The organism is Arthrobacter sp. 24S4-2 (assembly GCF_005280255.1).
GTDB lineage: Bacteria > Actinomycetota > Actinomycetes > Actinomycetales > Micrococcaceae > Arthrobacter.
Genome location: NZ_CP040018.1, coordinates 3318300 through 3340108 on the forward strand (window position 1 = coordinate 3318300; position 21809 = coordinate 3340108).

Genomic DNA, 21809 nt, shown 5'->3' on the forward strand with positions numbered 1-21809 from the left:
TGGGCTAGACCGCCACCACCCAGATGGCATCCGAGGCGGATGGCCCCAGGTCGACGTCGCGGGCCGGTCCGAGCAGCCGTACGGTGGTCACGTCCGCATAGGGCCGGTGCACCCTGACCGTGAGCCTTGTATCGGGCACGAGGCCCAGTTCAGTGAAGTAGCGCAGCATCTGCGGATCCGCATCGGAAATACGGGTGATGGCCAAAGTGCCCCCGGCAGCAACCGCGGAGAGCTGCGTGCCTTCGGGCAGGTGCGGCCTGCCGTCAGGCGAAGGGATCGGGTCACCGTGGGGATCCCGCGTGGGGTGCCCCAACTTTTGGTCCAGGCGCTCCATCAGCTTGTCTGAAACAGCGTGTTCCAGAATCTCAGCCTCATCGTGGACCTCATCCCAGCCATAGCCCAGACCTTCCACCAGAAACGTTTCCAGGAGCCTGTGCCGGCGGACCATGGCCACGGCATGCTCACGGCCCGCCTCAGTCAGCTCGATGCTCCCGTACGGGGCGTGCGTTACCAGTCCCTGCCGCGCCAGCTTCTTGATTCCGTCCGAAACGGTGGACGGCCGGACTCCCAGCCGCTCGGCCATCACCCCGACGGTCATAGGGGTGGCGGACCACTCCGTGGCCGACCAGATCAGCTTCAGGTAGTCCTGGGCAGCGGAGGACAAATCGGAGACCGGCATGACATCCACGGTAGCAAGCCCAAGCCGCATGTTAGGCCTAACGAACAATGAGGTTGGATTGGTGAATAGACAGGGATCGGCAGGCCGACAAAACTTTCGGAGGCGCCGGCCGGTGAAACGCGAAAGGCCGGTGACCGGCCGCCCCCAAGGCAGCTGATCACCGGCCTTCAGCCGCGGGTTCCCGCCCGTCGGTCAGGACGGGGCCAGGACACTAAGTTTCCCGCGCGGACGCCTACGCTCCGGCGCGGACGAAGGTGACGCCGCCTGTGGCCGTCAGCCAGGACAGGGGGTGCGTCACCGTGGCGTTGGAGCCGTTCATGCCGCCGCTGATGACCTGGCCGTCACCGATGTAGATCCCCACATGGCCGGACTGCACCACCAGGTCGCCCGGCTGAGGTTCGCCGACGACCTTGCCGTAGTTCAAGAACTGCGACGGCCCCAGATCGCCCACCGGAATTCCTGCTGCGCCCAGGGCCTTTTCCACCATGGCGGTGCAGTCCTGCGTGATGCCCAGCTGCGCATACGCCGCCGAGACCATGGCGGCATTGACGCCGCCGGCAGCGGGAGCCGGCGCGGGGGCGGGCACAGCCCCCTGCACCTGGACGGAGACTGCCGGAGCAGCTGGCGCGGGTGCAGCCGCCTGCACGGAGACTGCCGGGTTGGCGGGCGCGGTTGCTTGTGCCGGTGCGGACTCCTCGACGGGTGCCGGAGTGGAGGTGACTTCCGGCCGCTCGAAGCTGATCCGGACGTGGGAATCCGCACTGAGCGGCGCACCCACCTGGGCCTTGGCATCAAGTGCTGAAGCCGGAGCCGAATCGCGTTCCGCGGGGGCTTCGGCGGCCTGCGCAGCCATCCCGCTGGAAAGGACAAGACCCGACGCCGCGGCAATCACCGCAGCCTGGCGGCCCACCCTGCGCCGGCCTGACCCGGGGGTGGCTCCCCGACCGAAAGTGGATCCTGGGCGCCCCGCCGGGGCTGACAACTGATGGTTGGCGGGCGATTTGCGTGAAGACATAAAGAACCTCTCCCGATGCCTGCGAGGTTAGCTGTCGGATTCGGATGGGAGGCACCCGGCCGCAGCGGCTCCCGCGTGCGCGGAAATCGTGCGGCTTCACCCCGTGGACCCGCGCGAAGCACGGATCAAAGTGGTTTCCCCGTCCCTGCCGGCTGGTTGTGATCGGATCCCGGTCGGCGGCAGGGTTAGGCAGTCCTCCCGGAAGCGCCCGTATCGGAGATAACAGGCACCGTTCCACCGTACGTGCGCGACTACGCGATGTCACATTCAGGTAACGCCAGCGGACGGGCGCAGGCCGAAATGCAGGTAGTGAGGCGTTTGGTACTTGGATTCTCCGCCTGTCAAATGGAGTGTTTTGCATTGGCACCGCGGGGCGTAGTCTACGTGCATGTTCTTGCGGGGGGACTTACACGCTTGGAGGAATCATGCGCTGGTCCACCCACCCTGCCCGCAGCCAAGGACGGCATTTGGCGGACCCCCCGGAGCCTGCACCTGACCGCAAACACGGCCGGCGCTGGGCTGCCGTGGTGGGCGTGCTTCTGCTCGCGGCCAGCGCCATTGCTGTCGCCGCCGTCCCATCGAAAGCTGCCGGGCCCACGATCGTGAGCCTCACCTTCGACGACGGCATCGGCAGCCAGTTCGCCGCCGCGCAGGTGCTGAAAGCCCGCGGACTGGTGGGGACTTTTTTCATCACAACCTCCTTCATAGACGCGTCGGGGTTCCTTACCCAGGCGAATCTGAAGACGCTGGCCGCAGACGGCAACGAGATCGGCGGTCACACCGTCACTCATCCGGACCTGACTACGCTCACCGCCGCCGCCGCGCGCGCCGAGGTCTGTAACGGCAAGACGACGCTGGAAGGCTGGGGCTACCAGGTCAGCAACTTTGCGTACCCGTTCGCTGCAGAGAATGCGACTGCCCAGTCTGCCGTCCGGGACTGCGGCTTCGCCAGTGCCCGTGGACTGGGCGACCTGCGCTCGCCGGCCAGCTGCGCCGCATGCCCCGTTGCGGAGTCGCTGCCGCCGGCAAATCCGATGGTCACCAAGGCTCCGGACCAGGTGGACAGCACGTGGACACTGGCGGATCTTCAGGCCCGTGTGACGGATGCAGAGACCACCGGCGGATGGGTGCAGCTGACTTTCCATGAAATCAATGTGGGCACGGATCCGACACTGTCCATCACCCCCGTTCTCTTCGACTCGTTCGTCACCTGGCTGGCCGCACGGACCGCAAACGGGACGACGTCGGTCCGGACAGTGGCGCAGGCATTGGGCCAGTCCCCGGCTCCCTCACCGTCGCCGTCACCCTCACCGTCGCCGTCACCCTCTCCGTCGCCGTCGAGCCCGTTTGGCGATGTTCCCGCCAACGCACAGTTCTTCACGGAGATCAGCTGGCTTTCGGCACAGGGCATTTCCACCGGATGGCTTGAGGCGAACGGTACGCGCACCTACCGTCCGGTCCTGGCCGTCAACCGTGATGCCATGGCGGCCTTTATGTACCGGCTCGCCGGGAGCCCCGCGTTCACAGCGCCGGCCGTCTCCCCGTTCCGCGATGTGACGCCGCAGACGCAGTTCTACAAGGAAATCACCTGGCTGGCCGCCCAGGGCATTTCCACCGGCTGGGACGAAGGGAACGGCGTCAGATCGTACCGGCCCCTGCAGCCCGTGAACAGGGACGCAATGGCAGCGTTCATGTACCGCTATGCCGGAAGCCCCGCTTACACCGCCCCGGGGTCATCACCCTTCACGGATGTGGCACCACAAACCCAGTTCTACAAGGAGATCAACTGGCTCGCGTCAACAAACATCTCCACCGGCTGGGTCGAAAGCAACGGCACCACGACGTTCCGCCCGGTCCAGCCCGTCAACAGGGACGCCATGGCGGCCTTCATGTACCGCTACAACACCTCCTTTCCGCGGTAACAACACCCTGGAGCGGAACCCCTAGATGAAGAACTACTGCGTGGCCATTTGCCAGCTGAGCGATCAGCCGCAGGAGGATTTCGACGTCAATACGGAACTATTGATCCTTGAGGGCAGGGAGCTCCATGTTGCAACGTGGGATGCCGAGCCGCGGGACGGGGGCTTCGACGATTTGGTCCTCAATGACCGCGTCAGTGCCCTCGGGTTCATGGTGGTCACCGACTGGGCGTTCCTGGAAGGCAAGGCGTACGCGGTGGTGGAACGGCGGGCCGGCGGCTAGCGCCGCTGGTGCCGCGGGCCGTCCGGCCGCGAAAGCCAGGCAGCGCGCCGCAGCGACGCGTTGGGGTCGTGCGCCCAGCGGTCCAGGACAGCTTCCGCCCGTAACCGGGGCTGCCCTTCGAGGGCGGCGATCAGCGGGGCAACGACGTCGACGGCAAGCGGGTGCACCAGCTCAGCCAGCCCCGACTCCCGCACAAAGCCCTCGATCCGGGTCAGGTCGGAGTTGCTGAGCAGGGCAACGCGGGACTGCAGCAGCACCACCGCAGCCAGGCGGCGCTCAAAGACGGGCACGGCCCAGAGCTCAGTGCTGAGGGCAGTGATGTCATCATGGGCGAGGTCCCGGTGACGGCGCAGCATGTCCCGGACGGTCCCGCGCACCGCCCCCACAGAAGCGCCGTAGTACTCGAGCCCGGTGCCCAGCCGCGCCTGGGCCTCTTCCGCCCGCAGCCACGATCCCTCGCGCTGCAGCGAGGCATCCACGAAGTCACAGGCATCGGTCACCCGACTATTCTGTCCCAACGGGGCAAGGTCGACCTGCAGGTGCGTTGCCGGCGAGCGCAGGTGCGGGCGCCCTAACCGGATAGCGAGAAGCCGCCGCGGACAAACCGGCCCCTGAAGGAATCCGCACGGTGACGTGTATCCAGGGACATGAGATCCTGCCCGGAGGAACAACCTGCGACCACGGCCATCCCGCGGGATGATTGGGGCATGCGTGAATTGGTTGTCCTCGGTACCGCCTCACAGGTGCCGACGAGGAAGCGGAACCACAACGGCTACCTGCTACTTTGGGACGGTGAAGGCCTGCTCTTCGATCCCGGCGAGGGCACGCAGCGGCAGATGATCCACGCCCGCGCCGCCGCCAGCCGGATCACGCGGATCTGCCTGACGCATGTCCACGGCGACCACTGCTTCGGTCTTCCCGGCGTGCTGTCGCGCATGGCGCTGGATGGGGTGCCGCATCCGGTGCACCTGCACTTTCCGGCTTCCGGCGGGGAGGTGGTCCGGGCTCTCGTCTCCGTCGCCTCCCCCGGCCTTGACCTGCGGCTTCACCCGCACGGCTCTGCCGGGCTGATCGCACCGGGCCTGGCGGTAAGGCCCCTTCGGCACCGGATCGAGACCTACGGCTACCGGCTTGTCGAGCCGGACGGCCGCACCCTCCTGTCTGACCGGCTCGCGGCCGCCGGGATCACGGGGCCGGACATTGCGCGGCTGCAGCAGGAGGGAAGGCTGGGAAGTGTCCGTTTGGATGATGTAAGCGTTCCGCGGCGCGGGCAGAGTTTCGCCTTCGTCATGGATACGGCGCCATGCACCGGCGCCGAGGCGCTCGCCGACGGCGTGGACGTCCTCGTGGCGGAGTCAACGTTCAGCAATGACGACGCCGGCCTGGCCGCCCGGTACCTTCACCTCACCGCCGGGCAAGCGGGCACCCTGGCGTCCGCCGCCGGAGCCGGAACGCTTGTTCTCACGCATTTCTCCTCACGCTACAGCGACGTCGCTGTGCTCGCCGGTCAGGCACGGGACCGTGCCGGGTCGGCGGCCGTGGTGGCAGCGGAGGACCTGGACAGGATTGCCCTGCCGAAGCGGAACCGGGATGGGGCCTTACCTGGTGCCGTTTCGGCCCTCAGTAGATGAAGATGTCGAACCAGTCCCGGTTGTGGGCGTGGAGAAGCACCAGGAACAGCACGAAGTCGAAGAGCAGGTGGACGGACACGATGTAGGAAAGGGATTTCGTCCGCGTGAAGATGATTGCCTGGACGAGGGCGAAGGGAAAGATGAACGCGGGCGCCCAGGCGTGGAAGCCCAGTTCCCAGAGGAACGAGGTGAATAGGACTGCCTGCAGCACGCTGGCCTGGGCAACGGGCAGATGCCGGCGCAGGAGTATGAAAATGGTGCAGATGAAAAACAGCTCGTCCCAGATCCCCAGTACGTTGGTGCCCAGGAAGAGGCGGAAGATTCCTTCCGGGTCCGAAACCGCGGGCCAGTTCCGGTAAACGGCGGTATTGACCATGTACCCAGGGAGCAGCGCGTAACCCATGATGACCACCGCCACCAGATACCACTTCTCAGTCCGCGTCCACCGGTGTCCGGTCAGCACCGGAAACCTGACCGCGTGGTCCTTGAAGACAAATCGCGAAACCGAGTAGGGAATCCCCACGGCCAGGACCATGGCCGACCCCATCACGAACATGTGCTCTGTGCTGATGTCGGTGGAGATCGGAACTAGGCTGATCGCAACAAGCCCGGCCGCGATGAGGCCCAGGTCGCGCAGGAGCGCCTGGTCGATAAGCCCCGCCGCCCCCAGCGCCACCACCAGCAGGCCATAGCCAGCGATGGCCTGCTCGAGGACAAACAGGACAAAGCCCGACATCGACACAGCCGCCGCAGGAAGGAGCTTCAGCGACGTCCCGTTGCGGACGCCGGTTCGGGCCCAGGGGCTCACACTCACACGTACTTCCCGAACCACGAAAGCGTGTCGTTCCAGGCGGCAGTCGCTTGCGCCTCGTTGTACCGGTCGCCCGTGTCGTTGTGGAATGCATGGTCGACGCCGGGGTACACGGTGAGCTCGTGGCGGACCCCGGTGGCGGTCAGGGCGTCCCGGAGGGCCGGCAGGGCGCCGGTGATCCGGTTGTCCAGTTCGGCGTAGATGCCAAGGACCGCGGCCTTGATGCCCGGAACCTTCTCCAGGTCCGGCGCGGGTCCGTAGAATGCCGAGGTTGCCTTCAGCCCGGCCAGTGCCAGGGCTGCATAGCCGGCTTTGGCGAAGCGGCGGGCGACGTCCTTGATATGCGGCGTGAGCCCGCGGTTCTCGTGGCAGACCAGCACGGCTGGTCCGGCTTCGCCACCCTCCGGCCGGGCGAGGTACGCAGCCGCCGCTGCAGTCATGCTGCCTGTAATGAAGGCCACCCGGCGGGTGAACGTGTGCTGGCTCATGGTTCCGGCACGGTAATCGTCGAAGAATTCCTCGATCAGGTACTTTTCGTACTTGCCAAGCTGGATCATGGGGACCTCCTGCGCTTGCCGAATATCCTCCTCCGAGGTCCACCATCGGGCAAGGGCCGTGTGGCCATGCCTCAGAAAGGGTTCAACAGCCTGTCCACAAACTGCCGGGTGCGGTCCTCGCGCGGGTCACGCAACACGGTGTCGGGGTGGCCGCGTTCGACCACGACCCCGCCGTCCATGAAGATGACTTCGTCGGCTACCTGCCGGGCAAACGCCAGCTCATGGGTCACCACCACCATGGTCCAGCCTTCATCGGCCAGCTCCTTGATGACCGTCAGGACGTCGCCCACCAGTTCGGGGTCCAAGGCCGACGTCGGTTCGTCAAAAAGCAGAAGCTGCGGACGCAGGGCCAGTGCACGCACGATGCCCACGCGCTGCTGCTGCCCGCCGGAGAGCTCGAACGGGTAGCTCTTCTCCTTGGCGGACAGCCCGACGCGGGCCAGCAGCTCTCTGGCCTCGGCGATGGCTTCGGCCTTGGGGCGTTTCTGCACCTGGACCGGGCCTTCGATGATGTTCTCCAGGACGGTTTTGTGCGGGAAGAGGTTGTAGTGCTGGAAAACCATGGCACTGCGGTCCCTCAGGGCTGACAGCTGCTTCTTGGACACCGGTGCGGAAAAGTCGACGGCGAGCTGACCGACAAAGTCCACAATGCCGGCGTCGGGCACTTCCAGTCCGTTGAGGCACCGCAGGACCGTCGTTTTGCCGGACCCCGACGGCCCGATCAGGGCCACCACTTCGCCCCGGCGGACGTTAATGTCCACGGACTTCAGCACTTCATGGCTGCCGAAGGCCTTCCGCAGTTCGCTGACGGCCAGCAGCGCGGAGTCGTCCGGGAGCACAGCTTCAGTGGGCGACATAGCGGTCCAATCTCTTCTCAAGGACGGACTGGCCGCCGGCGAGGACCATGCAGATGATCCAGTAGATGACGGCCGCCTCAAGATACAGCAGCATGAATTCCTGGCTGAAGGCCGCCACCTGCTGGGCCTGGCGGAAGAGCTCTGTGACCAGGATCAGGGAGGCCAGCGACGTGTCCTTGACCAGGCTGATGAAGGTGTTCGAGAGGGGCGGGACCGAGACCCGGGCAGCCTGCGGCAGGATGATCCTTACCAGTGACTGGCGGCGGGACATGCCGATGGTGTGTCCGGCTTCCCACTGTCCCTTGGGAACGGACAGGATGGCCGCCCGGATGACTTCCGCGGCGTAGCCGCCGACATTGAGCGAGAAGGCAATGATGGCGCTGGGCCAGGGGCTGATGGTGATCCCGACCGAGGGAAGCCCGTAGAAGATGACGAACAGCTGGACCAGGAGCGGTGTGCCACGGATGACGGAAATGTACATCCGCGCAATGGCAGCGAAGACGGGATTCCGGCTCAGCCGCATCAGGGCAACCAACAGGGCCAGCAACAGGCCCAGGCCGAACGACGCCAGTGCCAGCGGGATCGTGCCGGTAATGGCGCCCATCACGATCGGCCCCAGTGAGCTCCCAACGAGTTCCCAGTTGATGGTCATGCTCGGCCGCTGCGTTCTCCCAAGGCGTCCACTCCGCTACTTCGTGACGTCGGCGTCGAAGTATTTCTGCGAAATCTTGGTCAGGGTGCCGTCGGCCTGCAGCTCGCTGAGGGCCTTGTTCACTGCCTCGGCCAGGCTCGATGATCCTTTACGGAAGGCGAAGGCACTCAACGACTTGTCCGTGGTCTCGGCGGCGATCTTGATTCCGCTGTCCTTCTCGGTCTTTTGGTAGTCAAGGTAGGTCAGTTTGTCGTTGATCGTTGCGTCAACGCGCCCCTGCTTGAGCAGCGTTACCGCCTGCGCCCAGCCTTCCACCGCTTCCACATTGGCGCCGCTTTGCTGAGCCAGCTTGTACCAGTTGCTGGTCAGCGATTGCGCGGTGGTCTTGCCCTTGAGGCTGTCGAAGGAGCTGACACTGCTGTCGTCAGCCTTGGTGACAATGACGCCGGTGCTCACCGTGTACGGCTCCGAGAATTCGTACTTGGCCTTGCGTTCGTCGGTGATTGAGACCTGGTTGGCGACGACGTCGAACCTCTTGGCTTCAAGTCCGGCGAAGATGGCGTCGAACTGCGTTTCCTGGAAGGCCGGTTTGACGCCGAGCTTGCCGGCGACGGCGGTGACGATCTCGACGTCGTAGCCGGTCAGTTCGCCGCTGCCGTCGGCGTGGAACGAGAAGGGCTTGTAAGTGCCTTCCGTGCCGATCTTGAGTTGGCCTGCGCTCTTGACGTCACTGAGTGATGTGTCCGCGCCGCCGGCCGGTGCCGAACCCGACGGCGCCGGGGACCCGGACCCGCAGCCGGCCAGGGCGAGTGCTGCAGCTGCAATGACACCGATAGCGGAAAGACGTGCGCGCTTCATCATGAACCTTCGTCCTGTAGCCGGAAGGGTCCAGCCGGCTGCACTGCATGCCGGCAGGCCACTACCGACGATAGCAAGATCTCCCTCCGGCGAGAACAAACACACTTCCGTGTCCGGAGCGACCTGCAGCTTGTCGCGGCTGTGCGTCACATTGCCGATCCGGCGCGTTAGGCTCGTGCCATGTTGCCCGATCGCTACCTTGCCGAGCTGGCCAGCGCCCTCGAAGGCCTCACGGCGCTCGCCCGCCAGCACGACGACGTGCTGTCCCGTTCCATACCGGCCTGCCCCGGCTGGACACTGGACCAGCTGTTCGGGCATCTCGGTTCGATAGAACGCTGGGCGGCCGCGGTGGTTCGTGGCGGCAACTACGTCGACGAACCGGCCCCTCCGGCCACGGGTGCAGCAGCCTGGTTCCTCGATGGCTCGGCGGCCTTCCTCAAGACGATGACGGCCCTCGACCCGCAGGCACCGTGCTGGAACTTCGGACCGCCGCCGCGCACGGCCGGTTTCTGGCTGCGTCGCCAGGCGCACGAACACGCAATCCACCTCATCGACGCCCGCCAGGCATCCGGTCTGGCGGCGCCGGACTTTGGAGCGGACTTCATGCTGGACGGCGTTGACGAGGTTCTGGCAATGTTCACCCCGCGCCAGCTGCGGCTGGAGCGGATGCAGCAGCCGCAGCAGGCGGTGTCTTTCCACGTGCCCGGGGCAGGCAACTGGATAGTGGGGCCGGGACCCGCTGCGGCATCTATCACGGCGCCGTTGCCCGACATGTACCTCGGCCTGTGGGGCCGGTCCGGCCTCGAAGGCGCGGCGATCATCGAGGGTGACGCTGCCCTTGCCCTGCGCGTGCTCCGGGGTCCGCTCACTCCGTGAGCCGGACCTTCACGCCCGGCGTAGCCCGCGGGCTCTTGCGCCACTTCCCTGCTGACGTGCCGGACGTTCTTGGATAAGCTCAGGGTCTGACGTGCCCCCGGCCCACCCGCCCCGACGCTTCGGCCGGGGTCGAAAGAACGCCGGGCTGAGCAGAGAGGCCAGCCATGGACTTTGGATCGGATAGCAAGCAAACGCTTGACCCTTTTCCCCACTACCGGAGGATGAGGGACACCGCCCCTGTCTTCCATGACGAGCAATCCGGGAGCTGGCACGTCTTCAGGTACGACGACGTGCAACGTGTGCTTTCCGAACATGCTGCGTTTTCCTCAAGGATGGGCGGCGACGATCCCTCGGAGGCAGGCCAACTGTTCGCCGCGAGTTTGATCACCACTGATCCGCCCCGGCACCGGCAGTTGCGCTCCCTGGTGACCCAGGCGTTCACGCCGAAGGCAGTGGATGCGCTTGCTCCACGCATCTCACATCTCACGGAACAGTTGCTGGACGGGATCGCTTCCACCGGAACAGCAGACCTTATCGCGGGGTTGGCGTACCCTCTGCCCGTGATCGTGATAGCAGAGCTCATGGGCATACCTCCCGATGACCGTGACCGCTTCAAGCAGTGGTCCGATGTCATCGTCAGCCAAACGCGTACCGGACCGGAGAATGCCGACCATCACGACACTAACGTGGAGATGGCCGGATACTTCCTGGACCTGATAGAACGGCGTCGGAGCCGGCCCGGCAATGACTTGATCAGCAACCTGCTCTCCGCCGAGATTGACGGGCAGAAGCTGAGCGTGGCCGAACTGCTGGGCTTCTGCAGCCTGCTGCTCGTAGCCGGGAATGAAACGACTACCAACCTCATAGGCAATGCTGTTCTAAGTTTCGCCGAAGGGCCCGGAACAATTGAACGACTGCTGGCCGAGCCGTCGCTGCTGCCGCTGGCGATAGAAGAAGTGCTGCGTTATCGTTCCCCGGTCCAGTCCATGTACCGGGTGACGGCTGCCGACACCCTGTTGGGCGGCCTTCAGGTTCCGGCCGGCGCCCCGCTGGTGGCCTGGATCGGCTCGGCAAACCGTGATGAGCGGCACTTCGAGCGGGCTGATCAGTTCGATATCGACCGCGGGCCCAGCCGGCATCTCGCCTTCGGCCAGGGCATTCACTTCTGTCTCGGCGCCCCTCTCGCCAGACTTGAGGCCAGGATCGCGCTGCAGGCCGTTCTGTCCCGCCTGCCCGGACTGACACTCACCCCAGGGTCGCGGCTTGAGCGGATGGACAGCACCATCGTCTACGGAGTCAAGGCGCTCCCTGTCAGCTGGCAGGCAGGCTGAGCCGGACGACAGAGCATGACTCACGCCGGATATCAGCGGAATAGTCGCCCCTGCCCGATTACCAGTCTGGTGTTACGACGACGGTACTGACCGTATGGGGCACATGTCGGTCTTGCGTGGTGATGAGGCGGACCAAGGGTCCGGCGTCGCAAGGTTGCAGGCGGTACTTGCAACATTGCTGCAGTTTCGGTCACACCCCTGCGGGACTACGATTTTGCCTGTTGACCAAGCACACGGTGACCAGCACAGGCGCAGGCACACGAAGAGTGAGGAAGACGCTGTGGCTGGAAGGACGAGGATGAGCGGACCGCACTGGCGGCGAGTCGTGGCGGCGCTCGCCAACAACGACGCGCGGACCGCTTACGCGCAAATAGTGCTCGGCACCAAGCTTCCCGACGTGGTTGCTGATCTGAATGACCAACGGCGAAACCGGGCCATCGCAGCCCTGCTTGAGTCTGGGCTCATCGAACGGAATGCTGCCAACGGACTGGATGCGTCCGAGGCGATCTTCCGCGACCTTCTCACGCAACAACCCCGGAGACAAGCGCAGACCGGATTGGCCCGCTTCATGCGTCTCGGCAGGATCGAGAGATACCCGGCCAACATGGCGGAACGGCGGGAGCTCCTCGCCTGGCTTGTGAGCGAAGCCATTAAGCCGGGCGAAGACCTTACCGAAAAACAGGTTAACGAAAAACTCCTCAGCTACACCGATGATGTCGTTGTGCTGCGCCGCTACTTGATTGACTTCGGACTGCTGGAACGGACCCCCTCGGGCTCCTCCTACTCCCGGCCGGAAGAAAGATAGGACGGCGGCTTTTCGCTGGAGGCACGGAGCGTTGACGCTGCACGAACCAATGAAGCGCCGAACTCGCGTTGAACTGGCAAGGCCGCCCGTCATCTGGCCCAGCGGCAACCCCGGCTGGCGCGTCGGCGGCGATGCCGGCTGGCGCGTCGGCGGCGATGCCGGCTGGCGCGTCGGCGGCGATGCCGGCTGCCGCGTCGGCGGCGATGCCGGCTGCCGTAGTACTTCCGCGATAGCGCCTCGGCAGGGGGCGCACCTGGCCCAGTGCGACGGCACCAATACCGGACGACAGCGGGGCCTCCCGCCGTCGTCCGTGCTGTTGCCCCGCACCAGGGGATCAGAACAAACCATGCCCAGCTGGACGGCGGTGCCACGAAGATCAGGGCGAGACCCCCAAATGAGCGGTGCCTTGTATGTGCCGGCGCGCTGGTCCTCAGGCCCGAGGGCATGGTCCGTGCCAGGGAGGAGTTGACGCAGAACGCCCCGAAGTCAGGCGTCTTCCCAAGCTCCGGCGACTTCGCCCCTTCCTTTTTCCGGGACAGGGACGGCGCGCCGTCATCAGCCCGGAAGGGCAGTGGGCCAGCGCATGGAGCATCCCGCACACGCTGACGCTCGACGGCGATGCTCTGGTGGCCACCCCGCACGTAGACCTCGCGACGTACTCCCGACCGGGCTACCGGGAGCAGGTCAGCGCGGCAGTTTTCGAGACACTGCCCGACGACGGGGACGGCATCCGGGTCACGGCGGCCGGGAGCGCGGACTTCGCCGACGCGTTCCTGCCGGCCGACGAGGGCTCCGAGCTGCGGGCCATCATTGACGGCGGGGTCTTGGAACTCTCCGGCCACCAGGGCATCATGGCGGTCCCACTGCCCATCGTGAATGCACCCGTGACGCTGACGGTGGCCAACGCCGCCTCCACGCACCTGCTCAACTGGGTTCGAGGCTGATAGTGAATAGCGTGGGAACTACACGCCAGCACAGGACCAGCCACAGCGGAGACGACGGAAGCCACCGATCCACGTCCAGGACCTGATCCCGCACTCCGCTTGTCAGCGCTCGTCAATTTTTCCACCACAGGATCCCGCAATCGAATTGTTCGAGTGTAGTCCCGCTACAGACATTCAGGGAGAGATCAAAAACGACCCATGAGGCAAGAACGGCCACCGAGTCAGGAGGAATAACAACGGGTCAGCAGGGGTTGCGTTCGCGACCTTTGTACCGTACGGTAAAACATGTACCGATCGGTACAAATCGAGACTATTGTAAGGATGAAGCCATGGACACCAGGCCCCCAGTCCCCCGTTTACACTCGAATCCGCCATCGAAAAGGTGCGCTTGGCAGAAAATGGCTGGAACACCCGCGACCCTCGGAAAGTGGCCATGGCCTATACCGAGGACAGTTGGTGGCGAAATCGATCCACGTTCGTCCAGGGGCGCGAGCAGATCATCCAGCTGCTGACCGACAAGTGGACTCGTGAACAGGAATATCGCCTGGTCAAGGAACTCTGGGCCTACGAGGGCGACAGGATCGCGGTCCGTTTCGTGTATGAATGGCAAGACCAGGACGGGCAATGGATCCGTTCCCACGGTAATGAGAACTGGCAGTTCGACGAGTGCGGGCTGATGCGGTGGCGGCATGCGAGCATTAACGACGTCGTCATCAGTGAGTCTGAGCGGAAGTTTCACTGGGACCTGGGCGGTCCCCGTCCGGAGGGCCATCCGGGCCTGAGTGAACTCGGCCTTTGAGTAGAAAGGGGCTCCTCGTGCCCAGAATGATCTCCACGCGGGCAGACGTCGTACCGCTTCTGGCCGATGTGTTCCGCTCTTCCGGTTTCGCTGGAGCGAGCCTTTCGGAAATCTCCCAGGCGACAGGGCTGGGCAAGGGGAGCCTCTACAACTTCTTCCCCGGTGGTAAGGAGGAGATGGCAGAAGCGGTTCTCTTGGATGTCAGAGGATGGTTTCAGGCAAGAATATTTGCTCCTCTGAAGTCGGCCGCGCCGCTGGACGAGCGACTGTCTCTGATGTTCACGAACGTCATCGGTTACTTTGAGTCAGGACATCGAATTTGCCTCGTTGGTGCTTTCTCCTTGGGGGCCGAGAGGGACAAATTCGAAAAGCAGATCAGGGGCTACTTTGTTGACTGGACCGAGGCGCTGCGGCAGGCCCTGGAAGAGGGCGGGCATTCAGACCATCCTCAAGAACTGGCAGAGGAAGTCGTCTCCGGCATCCAGGGCGCCCTGGTCCTCTGCAGGGCACTAAACGATCCAAGCCGATTTGCGGCGATCCTTCAGCGCCTGGAGGACCGACTGTTGAAGGAGTGCGGCCTGCGGTAGCGCAAACCGCAGCCCCGGCACGAAGAAGCCCATGCTGGGCCGCAGTCTCTCGGCGAGGATCTGGGCCACGGTGGACTTCCCTGCGGCCATGATGCCTGTGATAACGATGACCATCAGAGCGCACCCTCGAGGATTGAGGTGGCGTCTCTGCCGAGGGGGATGCCGACCATCGCGAGGTGGCTCATGAGCTAAGACGTCACGCCTCGTCGCGCTGCATGGTCAAGGGATTGTCTAGGCCGCCAATGCTCGCAGACCATCTTCAAGAGAGTCGGGAAAGGCCCACCGGGCAGCATCTCCAGACTTAGTTCGTCCAGCGCCTCCGAATACCGGACTCCACCACGTGTACGACCTGATCTGGATCCGGGCGAAGTGAAACTGCCCTCCAGGATCGGGAACCAGCGCGATCAGGACGGCAGAGCTAGCCTCAGCGGCAACTGACCCCACGCAGGCATAACCAAACCGACTCCAGCGGCTGCTACGCAACCGGGATGCCGGCTCCGAGGAGCGAGCCCTGCAACGGATGCATGAATTCCGCGAAGTCGATACCGTGTCGGTTCTTGGGGACCCCCGAATCGCTTTCCATCGAATAGGCCCGAGCTGGCCCATGACCCCGCCGGAGATTCAAGTCAGAGGATGGACGAACTCATCCACAAGAGCGTTGGCTGTTCCGGCATCGCCGTCGATCAATCCAATTGAGTGTGACCGCCATTCCCTGTGCCAGCCCCTTCTCGGTGGCCTCACTCAAGCGCCGACTCCCGGGGCTCCTTGGGCGGTGGGCACGCCTGCGACCATTCCTGCCCACAGCAGATCGGTTGTCGCAAGGGTCAAATCGTCCACGGATGCTCCATCGAGGAGGTTGCCGGCCGCTAGCATTGCGGCCCCGTGGAGGCTCACGAAGCATACGAGCGCGAGCCTCTCGACGTCGCCTGAGGCCAACTCCCCGGCGTCCTGGGCTTCGGCGATGAGCGCCCTGGCGATCCGGATGCCGTCTTCGCCGATGTTGCGCAGTTCACCGCTGGCATCAGGATGGTGCTTGGTGGAGTGCATCACGGCCAACAGGACCGGGTGGGAGACCGCGAAGTCCACGTAGGCCCTCGCGATCCGGACAAAACGTGAACGGTGGTCTCCGGCAGCTTCCGACGCTCCCATTATTCCGGCGTTCATTCCACGGAAGCCGTCAAGGGCCAGGGCATCAAGAAGCGCCTGTTTGTCCCGGAAGTGCTTGCCGGGCGCCGCGTGGCTCACGCCAAGGTCACGCGCGAGTTGCCGCAGGGAAAGTCCCTCGACTCCTGCTTCCTCGATGATTTCCGTTGCACGGGCGAGCAACGCCTCTCGGAGCTTGCCGTGATGGTAAGGCTGATCGGTCATGCGACCAGTATAACCAGTATGTAGCCATTGACAACAATGATGTCACTGCCTACTATGTTGTCATCGGCTACATAAGCGGCCTCGATACAGATCGGATTCGACATGACCATGACCTACACCGGAACGACGGCACTCATCACCGGAGCGAGCTCCGGGCTCGGCTCCGAGTTCGCCGCACGATTTGCAGCCCGCGGGGCCAACCTCGTACTGGTCGCACGGCGGACCGACAGGCTTGAGGACCTCGCCCGGAAGCTGCACGACGCCCACGGCATTTCAATAACTACACTCTCGAAGGACCTGAGCCGTCCCGGAGCCGGAACGGAAGTCCGCGACGAGCTCACCGGCCGCGGCATCCGCATCGACACCCTGATCAACAACGCGGGCTTCGGCACGCGCGGCCCATTGGTCGAGGAAGACCCCGCGGTCATCGCCTCGGAGATCTCCCTCAACGTGGCTTCCCTCGTCGACACCACACGGGCATTCCTCCCGGACATGCTCTCCACAGGAAAGGGCGCACTCATCAACGTGGCCAGCACCGCCGCATTTCAGCCCGTGCCTGGCATGGCGGTTTACGGAGCAACCAAGGCCTTTGTCCTAAGCTTCACGGAAGCGGTGGCACACGAGACGAAGGAATCTGGCCTTCGCGTGCTCGCGCTCTGCCCAGGAGCCACCCGCACCGAGTTCTTCGACGTCCTCGGGAGCCAGGCCGCAGCGGTCGGCCGGCTGCAGAGCGCCAGCCAAGTCATCGACACTGCCCTGCGCGCTCTCGATCGCCGCACTACACCCGTAAGCGTCGTCTCCGGCTGGGGAAACCGAATGCTTGCCGGAATGGCCCAGCGCCTCCCCCGGCACATCTCCCTCGCAATCGCCGGCCGAGCAGTACAGGAGTAGTGTCGGGGTCGCATTTCGCGGCGCCGTATCGCGTTCACCGTCACACGTCCTTGCAGAGCCGGTCCTATTGGACGTGTTCATCCCTGGGACTCTGGGACGGAGGCTATCTGGTAGCGAATCGGATGGTTCCAAGGGGGAAAGGTTGAACTACGAATCCACGCGGGTAGCCCCAAATCAACCGCGCCTTGACGTAGTTTCAGCCGCTATCGTCTGCACGCTGGCAGCTCTGCCCATGATTCTGGCGCTTTTTCTTGCCGTGTCCACGATCGTCTCGGCGCTTACTGGGACCGGGGCAACGTGGAACCAGGCCGCGCAAGTCATGGCCACCATCGCGGCCGAGGTCGCCGGCTTCTCCGACGTCGGAGACGATGGCTGCATCGACACGATGTTTGTCGCTCCCAAGTTCGGTCGACGCGGTGTCGCCGGCGCCCTCTTGGCACATCTCCACGACATCGCCGTAAGGGCCGGCGCAACTCAGCTGCGGGCTTCCCGACGCAGCACCGGATCACGGCCAGCGTCCAGCCCTACCGGGATGACGGTTGACGGCCTATCGTGGTTCTGACATAGCACGAGGGAAAGGAACCAAGATGTTCACCCTGCAGATAAGCTATCCGGTCCGGGACTACGGGGCATGGAAAAAAGTCTTCGACAGCGATCCCGCGGGCCGCGCCGCCTCGGGTGCCCGGTCTATCCGGGTGTTCCGGGATACAGACGACCAGAACAGCGTGGCCGTGCTCCTTGACTTCGACACCAAGGAAGCTGCGACCGTCTTTCTGGAGCGGCTGCGCAGCCAGGTGTGGGATAAACCGGATGTGGTAGGGCAACTGATGTCGGCGTCGCCGACAGCCAGGATTCTGGAGCAGGTGGCCCGCGAGGGTCAGGCCGCGGGCTGACCGCAAGCCTGGTCTTCGAAGGAAACCAGACATTCCGGAAAGTTGATGACAATCTCGAGGCCGACGAATGGGTACTCGCTGTCGCCAAGGGAAGGTCCGAAGAACAAACCTTCGTGAGTTCCAACCCGATGATGAACAAGTTCCACCGCACGGATGACTGATCCGCCGACCCCCCACCAGCATCGAGTTCTCTTGTGGACACCAGGGGCGACATCGACGACCCTTAGGGCGGTTTTCTTTCACGCCCAGGGCCGTCCGGGAAATTTGAGTGGCTGCCAGAAGATCCCGTGGCCGGCCCGGACGCCGGCATCGGCTGGGACGTGCCCACCGTGCGGGTGAACAAGCTCTGCCTCTCCGGCCTGACCGCCGTCATCGACGCGGCCCGGATGATCCGCGCCGGCGAGCTGTGTGGATCGGACGCCGCCCGGCAGCATGTGCCCGGGCGGAGGGTGCCGCGTGTTTGACGCGAAGGGCAGCTAGAGGACGCCAGATGTGGAGACGAGCTGCGCCCGGCCCTCTTCGAGCCGGTACGCGAGGCCGACCACCGCGGCGGAGTAATTGTCCACTGCGTCGAAAATCACCCGTGAACTGTCCAGCAGCCGGTGCGCGGTCTGCTTGACGTGTTCGACGACCATGTCGTTGACGTCCGTCTTGTCCTCACGCAGCGACCTCAGCACGGACGGTGTGATCCGTTCAACCAGGTCGCGGATGTGCCCCTGGGGCACCTCCCCGGTTTCCACCGCATCTCTCGCGGCCGTGACGGCGCCGCAATTGTCATGTCCCAGGACGACGATCAGCGGGACGTGGAGCACCGAGACCGCGTACTCGAGCGAGCCCAGAACGGCGTCGTCGATCACGTGCCCGGCTGTGCGCACCACGAAGACGTCGCCGAGGCCGACGTCGAAGATGATCTCCGCGGCGAGACGGGAGTCCGCGCAGCCAAAGATGACTGCGAACGGATTTTGGGTGTTCACCAGCTCGCTTCGCCGGGAGGCGTTCTGGTTCGGGTGCAGCGAATCTCCCGAGACGAAACGCTCATTGCCGTCAAGCAGGCGCTGCCATGCCTCGTACGTGCTGATTCTGCTGCTCACCCTACTTACTGTAAGGGGGCGTACCGACGCACAAAGGGAGGTGTCGCCTAAGTGGCCGCGTCGGCTGCAACAACTGCTCCAAGCCACGATCGGGTGGGGCCGCACCGGGAAAGAACCTGCTTAGGTCCACCTGACCGGGCCGAGGTGAGATCACATCTGCGTTTAGTTGCGAAGGGCCGCCTGTCCCCGTCTCAGTGGTCCTGAAACAGGTGGACGGTGACACTGTTAATCGGGGCACGGGTCAGTGTGACTCCCAGATTGACCGACGTCCGGTTGGACTGACTTGAGTATGATTTGTCCGGCCCAGGCCCCGCTTCAAGCGTGGCGGTCAGGCGGGTATGACTTCATGGGAGCTTGACGACAGTCCCATCACCGTCTGGTCTGCCCATCTTAGGAGGCCTTCTCATCATTGCAAACGAGACAGCCGGTGTCATCGTCGGAGTCGACACCCACGCTGATACCCATCACGCTGCGGTCATCAGCGAACACGGCCAGCACTTGCGCGATCAAAAAGTTCCCGACCACTTCGAATGGCTACCTCGACATCATCGCCTTCATCGCTGCCGACAGAGTCATCGCCGTTGGAGTGGAAGGAACCGGAACCTACGGGGCCGAGCTCACAGGGTTCTCCTCTCACACGGACTCGCCGTAGTCGAAGTCAACCGCCCGAACAGGCAACACCGAGGACTATGCGGGAAGTCGGATCCGATCGACGCTTACGAGGCCGCTAACTCGGCATTGGCTGGGAGGAAAACCTCAACCCCAAAGCGACGTGACGGCTATGTCGCGGCATTACGGGCGATCCGAGCCGCCAGGACCAGTGCGATCAAGCCCGTACCATCGTCCAGGTTCAGCTCACGAGCCTGCTCGTCAGTGCATCCGAGGAGATCGAAGCAGCCGACACTGAACTCGCTCAGATCACCGCGGAGAACGCGCCTGCGATCACCCAGATCCGCGGAGTCGGCACCGCCGTTGCCAGCCAGCTCCTGGCCGGCGACAGGAAAGCCAACGCAGCCCTGCACCACATTGCCCTTACACGAATGGCAAATGATCCACGCACACGCTCTTACGTGGCAAAACCGTGGGTCTCAGGTGGTCCTGGATCAGCCCGTCGCTGTGGAATCAGGTTGGCGTACTCAGATGGCCAGCCGGGCGTCGTCAAGTTTGACTGTATTGCTGGAGGAAATGTTCCAAACAGCCTTTAGTGATGCGTCCCTTTTGTCCATAACATGCGCCAAGTCCGAGGTGATCATGCGGCTGGGCAAGGGTCGGCAACAATGCGCTATTTGTAACTTAACCGCCTTGAAATATTTGTGAAACCCACAGCCCATAACGTGGAGTCCGCGTCGGGGAAAACGGAACTCTGGCATTACTAAATCAATCAAAGGGACCACAATGTCCAATGTAATAACTCGGCCGGATCACGATCCAGCCGAGGAATTTGAAAACGAACGGGAACGCACGGGCGACCTGGCACTTGCTACCCAGGACTTCTCCAACGAAGACGCCGGCTATCACAAGACCCTCAAACCGCGGCAGATCCAGATGATCGCGATCGGGGGCGCCATCGGCACCGGCCTGTTCATGGGAGCCGGCGGCCGTCTTCATGGCTCGGGACCTGCACTGATACTGGTCTACGCGGTGTGCGGCTTTTTCGCTTTCCTAATCCTCCGTGCGCTCGGTGAACTGGTCCTTCACCGGCCGTCCTCGGGATCCTTCATTTCATACGCCCGGGAGTTCTATGGCGAAAAGATGGCCTTCGCCGCAGGCTGGCTCTATTTCCTCAACTGGGCCATGACCTCGGTGGTGGATGTCACCGCCGTCGCACTCTACGTTAAGTTCTGGGCACCCTACTGGGCACCGCTGCAGTCGGTGCCGCAATGGGCAATCGCGCTCGTGGCGCTGGTGGTGGTTCTGGCGCTGAACCTTGTGTCCGTCAAACTCTTCGGCGAAATGGAATTCTGGTTCGCGCTAATAAAGGTCTCGGCACTGGTGCTGTTCCTCATCATCGGGGTCTGTTTCCTGGTCTTCGGTGGCCACACGGACATCGGACCGACGGGTTTCAACGTCATGGCGGACAACGGCGGGATGTTCCCCATGGGCGCCGTTGCGCCCCTGTTGGCGGTTAGCGGCGTCGTGTTCGCCTATGCCGCCATTGAACTGGTGGGTACGGCCGCGGGCGAGACGGAAAAGCCCAAGGAAGTCATGCCCAAGGCCGTGAACACAGTGGTCTTCCGCATCGGCATTTTCTATGTAGGTTCTGTACTGCTGCTTTCCCTGCTGCTGCCCTTCACCGCCTACAAGGCCGGAGAATCGCCCTTTGTCACGTTCTTCACTCACATAGGTTCACCGGATGCCGGAGCAACTTCCGCCTCCATCATGAACTTCGTGGTCCTCACCGCGGCACTCTCAAGCCTCAACGCTGGCCTGTACTCCACCGGCCGTATCCTGCGTTCCATGGCCGTCAACGGTTCCGCCCCCGGATTCACCGCCAAGATGAGCAGTCATGGCGTGCCATATGGCGGCATCCTTCTCACGGCGGTCATCACGCTGCTCGGGGTCGGGCTGAACGCCGCATTCCCCTCGGAGGCCTTCGAGATCGTGCTGGAGATATCAGCCCTGGGCATCATCGGAGGATGGGCCACCATCATCCTCTGCCAAATGAAACTGCAGAAATGGGCAAACGAAGGGAAACTTGAACGCCCGGCGTTCAGGCTCATCGGCGCACCTTTCACGTCCTACCTGACCCTCGCGTTCCTGCTTTTTGTCTTGGTAACCATGGGCTTCTCGGACACGGGACGCTGGGTCCTCTCCTCCCTGGTGGTACTAGTTCCCGCCCTGGTGGGCGGCTGGTTTGCAGCGCGCAAGAGTATCTATCGCGCCGCAAAGGAGCGTGCCGGCTACACCGGCGCATTCCCGGTGGTGGCCGAACGCCCCGCCATCGACGCCACCAGGCAGTAGC

At 63.9% G+C, this 21809-nt stretch carries 25 protein-coding genes and 1 riboswitch; of the genes, 15 read left to right on the forward strand and 10 right to left on the reverse strand.

Features of this window, described 5'->3' with window-relative positions; all coding sequences use genetic code 11:
* Positions 1-4: 4 nt before the first annotated feature.
* Both FCN77_RS15370 and FCN77_RS15375 read right to left on the reverse strand, forming a co-directional pair.
* On the reverse strand, positions 5-679 hold the full coding sequence (locus FCN77_RS15370; protein WP_137322970.1) for a metal-dependent transcriptional regulator: 675 nt from the start codon (positions 677-679) through the stop codon (positions 5-7).
* Positions 680-911: 232 nt separating this feature from the next.
* The gene (locus FCN77_RS15375; RefSeq protein WP_137322971.1) at positions 912-1694 is read right to left on the reverse strand and encodes an NlpC/P60 family protein; all 783 of its coding nucleotides are present in this window, start codon (positions 1692-1694) and stop codon (positions 912-914) included.
* Between the two features lie 2 nt (positions 1695-1696).
* A riboswitch (cyclic di-AMP (ydaO/yuaA leader) is annotated at positions 1697-1895 on the reverse strand.
* A 266-nt stretch (positions 1896-2161) separates the two neighbouring features.
* Between FCN77_RS15375 and FCN77_RS27750 the strand changes: the two genes are divergently transcribed.
* Both FCN77_RS27750 and FCN77_RS15385 read left to right on the forward strand, forming a co-directional pair.
* The gene (locus tag FCN77_RS27750) at positions 2162-3616 is read left to right on the forward strand and encodes a polysaccharide deacetylase family protein (protein ID WP_217496156.1); all 1455 of its coding nucleotides are present in this window, start codon (positions 2162-2164) and stop codon (positions 3614-3616) included.
* Between the two features lie 25 nt (positions 3617-3641).
* The gene (locus tag FCN77_RS15385) at positions 3642-3896 is read left to right on the forward strand and encodes a hypothetical protein (protein ID WP_137322973.1); all 255 of its coding nucleotides are present in this window, start codon (positions 3642-3644) and stop codon (positions 3894-3896) included.
* Here FCN77_RS15385 and FCN77_RS15390 read toward each other — a convergent pair.
* Positions 3893-4396: a DNA alkylation repair protein gene (locus tag FCN77_RS15390; RefSeq protein ID WP_137322974.1), complete on the reverse strand. Its 504-nt coding sequence runs from the start codon at positions 4394-4396 to the stop codon at positions 3893-3895. The two genes, FCN77_RS15385 and FCN77_RS15390, sit on opposite strands and share 4 nt — an antisense overlap.
* A 207-nt stretch (positions 4397-4603) precedes the next feature.
* Between FCN77_RS15390 and FCN77_RS15395 the strand changes: the two genes are divergently transcribed.
* Positions 4604-5527: a ribonuclease Z gene (locus FCN77_RS15395; RefSeq protein ID WP_137322975.1), complete on the forward strand. Its 924-nt coding sequence runs from the start codon at positions 4604-4606 to the stop codon at positions 5525-5527.
* On the opposite strand, the gene FCN77_RS15400 is transcribed toward FCN77_RS15395, so the two are convergent.
* The 5 genes from FCN77_RS15400 to FCN77_RS15420 form a co-directional block, all read right to left on the reverse strand.
* Positions 5517-6263, reverse strand: a complete 747-nt coding sequence (locus FCN77_RS15400) for a CPBP family intramembrane metalloprotease (RefSeq protein WP_254679031.1) — start codon at positions 6261-6263, stop codon at positions 5517-5519. The genes FCN77_RS15395 and FCN77_RS15400 overlap by 11 nt on opposite strands.
* 74 nt (positions 6264-6337) lie before the next feature.
* Entirely contained in the window at positions 6338-6895 is a 558-nt protein-coding gene (locus FCN77_RS15405; protein WP_137322977.1) for a dienelactone hydrolase family protein, read from the reverse strand.
* Between the two features lie 71 nt (positions 6896-6966).
* On the reverse strand, positions 6967-7752 hold the full coding sequence (locus FCN77_RS15410) for an amino acid ABC transporter ATP-binding protein (protein WP_137322978.1): 786 nt from the start codon (positions 7750-7752) through the stop codon (positions 6967-6969).
* Entirely contained in the window at positions 7739-8404 is a 666-nt protein-coding gene (locus tag FCN77_RS15415; protein ID WP_175417274.1) for an amino acid ABC transporter permease, read from the reverse strand. Before FCN77_RS15415 ends, FCN77_RS15410 begins: the two co-directional genes overlap by 14 nt.
* Before the next feature lie 36 nt (positions 8405-8440).
* On the reverse strand, positions 8441-9262 hold the full coding sequence (locus FCN77_RS15420; RefSeq protein ID WP_137324797.1) for an amino acid ABC transporter substrate-binding protein: 822 nt from the start codon (positions 9260-9262) through the stop codon (positions 8441-8443).
* A 180-nt stretch (positions 9263-9442) separates the two neighbouring features.
* Between FCN77_RS15420 and FCN77_RS15425 the strand changes: the two genes are divergently transcribed.
* The 6 genes from FCN77_RS15425 to FCN77_RS15450 all read left to right on the forward strand — a co-directional run bounded on the left by FCN77_RS15425 (position 9443) and on the right by FCN77_RS15450 (position 14604).
* The gene (locus FCN77_RS15425; protein ID WP_137322979.1) at positions 9443-10138 is read left to right on the forward strand and encodes a maleylpyruvate isomerase family mycothiol-dependent enzyme; all 696 of its coding nucleotides are present in this window, start codon (positions 9443-9445) and stop codon (positions 10136-10138) included.
* Between the two features lie 221 nt (positions 10139-10359).
* Positions 10360-11469, forward strand: coding sequence for a cytochrome P450 (locus FCN77_RS15430; protein WP_254678580.1), 1110 nt, complete (start codon positions 10360-10362; stop codon positions 11467-11469).
* A 298-nt stretch (positions 11470-11767) separates the two neighbouring features.
* Positions 11768-12274 carry a DUF2087 domain-containing protein gene (locus FCN77_RS15435; RefSeq protein ID WP_254678581.1) on the forward strand — a complete coding sequence of 169 codons (507 nt, stop codon included), beginning with the start codon at positions 11768-11770 and terminating at the stop codon, positions 12272-12274.
* A gap of 626 nt (positions 12275-12900) precedes the next feature.
* The gene (locus FCN77_RS15440; protein ID WP_137322982.1) at positions 12901-13218 is read left to right on the forward strand and encodes a hypothetical protein; all 318 of its coding nucleotides are present in this window, start codon (positions 12901-12903) and stop codon (positions 13216-13218) included.
* 388 nt (positions 13219-13606) lie between these two features.
* On the forward strand, positions 13607-14017 hold the full coding sequence (locus tag FCN77_RS15445; RefSeq protein ID WP_254678582.1) for a nuclear transport factor 2 family protein: 411 nt from the start codon (positions 13607-13609) through the stop codon (positions 14015-14017).
* 26 nt (positions 14018-14043) lie between these two features.
* The gene (locus tag FCN77_RS15450; RefSeq protein ID WP_254679032.1) at positions 14044-14604 is read left to right on the forward strand and encodes a TetR/AcrR family transcriptional regulator; all 561 of its coding nucleotides are present in this window, start codon (positions 14044-14046) and stop codon (positions 14602-14604) included.
* 741 nt (positions 14605-15345) lie between these two features.
* Here FCN77_RS15450 and FCN77_RS15460 read toward each other — a convergent pair.
* On the reverse strand, positions 15346-15972 hold the full coding sequence (locus FCN77_RS15460) for a TetR/AcrR family transcriptional regulator (RefSeq protein WP_137322985.1): 627 nt from the start codon (positions 15970-15972) through the stop codon (positions 15346-15348).
* 102 nt (positions 15973-16074) lie between these two features.
* Here FCN77_RS15460 and FCN77_RS15465 point away from each other — a divergent pair, with 102 nt between their 5' ends.
* From FCN77_RS15465 to FCN77_RS27015, 4 genes are all read left to right on the forward strand, one after another.
* Positions 16075-16863 (forward strand): SDR family oxidoreductase, encoded by a 789-nt coding sequence (locus FCN77_RS15465; protein ID WP_137322986.1) that lies wholly within the window; start codon positions 16075-16077, stop codon positions 16861-16863.
* A 232-nt stretch (positions 16864-17095) separates the two neighbouring features.
* Positions 17096-17425: an N-acetyltransferase gene (locus FCN77_RS15470; protein WP_137322987.1), complete on the forward strand. Its 330-nt coding sequence runs from the start codon at positions 17096-17098 to the stop codon at positions 17423-17425.
* Positions 17426-17450: 25 nt separating this feature from the next.
* A complete protein-coding gene (locus tag FCN77_RS15475; RefSeq protein ID WP_137322988.1) occupies positions 17451-17756 on the forward strand; it encodes a hypothetical protein in 306 nt (101 codons plus the stop codon).
* Positions 17757-18043: 287 nt separating this feature from the next.
* On the forward strand, positions 18044-18220 hold the full coding sequence (locus tag FCN77_RS27015) for a hypothetical protein (RefSeq protein ID WP_254678583.1): 177 nt from the start codon (positions 18044-18046) through the stop codon (positions 18218-18220).
* 12 nt (positions 18221-18232) lie between these two features.
* On the opposite strand, the gene FCN77_RS15485 is transcribed toward FCN77_RS27015, so the two are convergent.
* Positions 18233-18847 (reverse strand): carbonic anhydrase, encoded by a 615-nt coding sequence (locus tag FCN77_RS15485; RefSeq protein ID WP_137322989.1) that lies wholly within the window; start codon positions 18845-18847, stop codon positions 18233-18235.
* 354 nt (positions 18848-19201) lie between these two features.
* Here FCN77_RS15485 and FCN77_RS27755 point away from each other — a divergent pair, with 354 nt between their 5' ends.
* Entirely contained in the window at positions 19202-20164 is a 963-nt protein-coding gene (locus tag FCN77_RS27755) for a transposase (RefSeq protein ID WP_137322990.1), read from the forward strand.
* Positions 20165-20242: 78 nt separating this feature from the next.
* On the forward strand, positions 20243-21808 hold the full coding sequence (locus FCN77_RS15495) for an amino acid permease (protein ID WP_137322991.1): 1566 nt from the start codon (positions 20243-20245) through the stop codon (positions 21806-21808).
* The last annotated feature ends 1 nt before the right edge of the window (position 21809 follow it).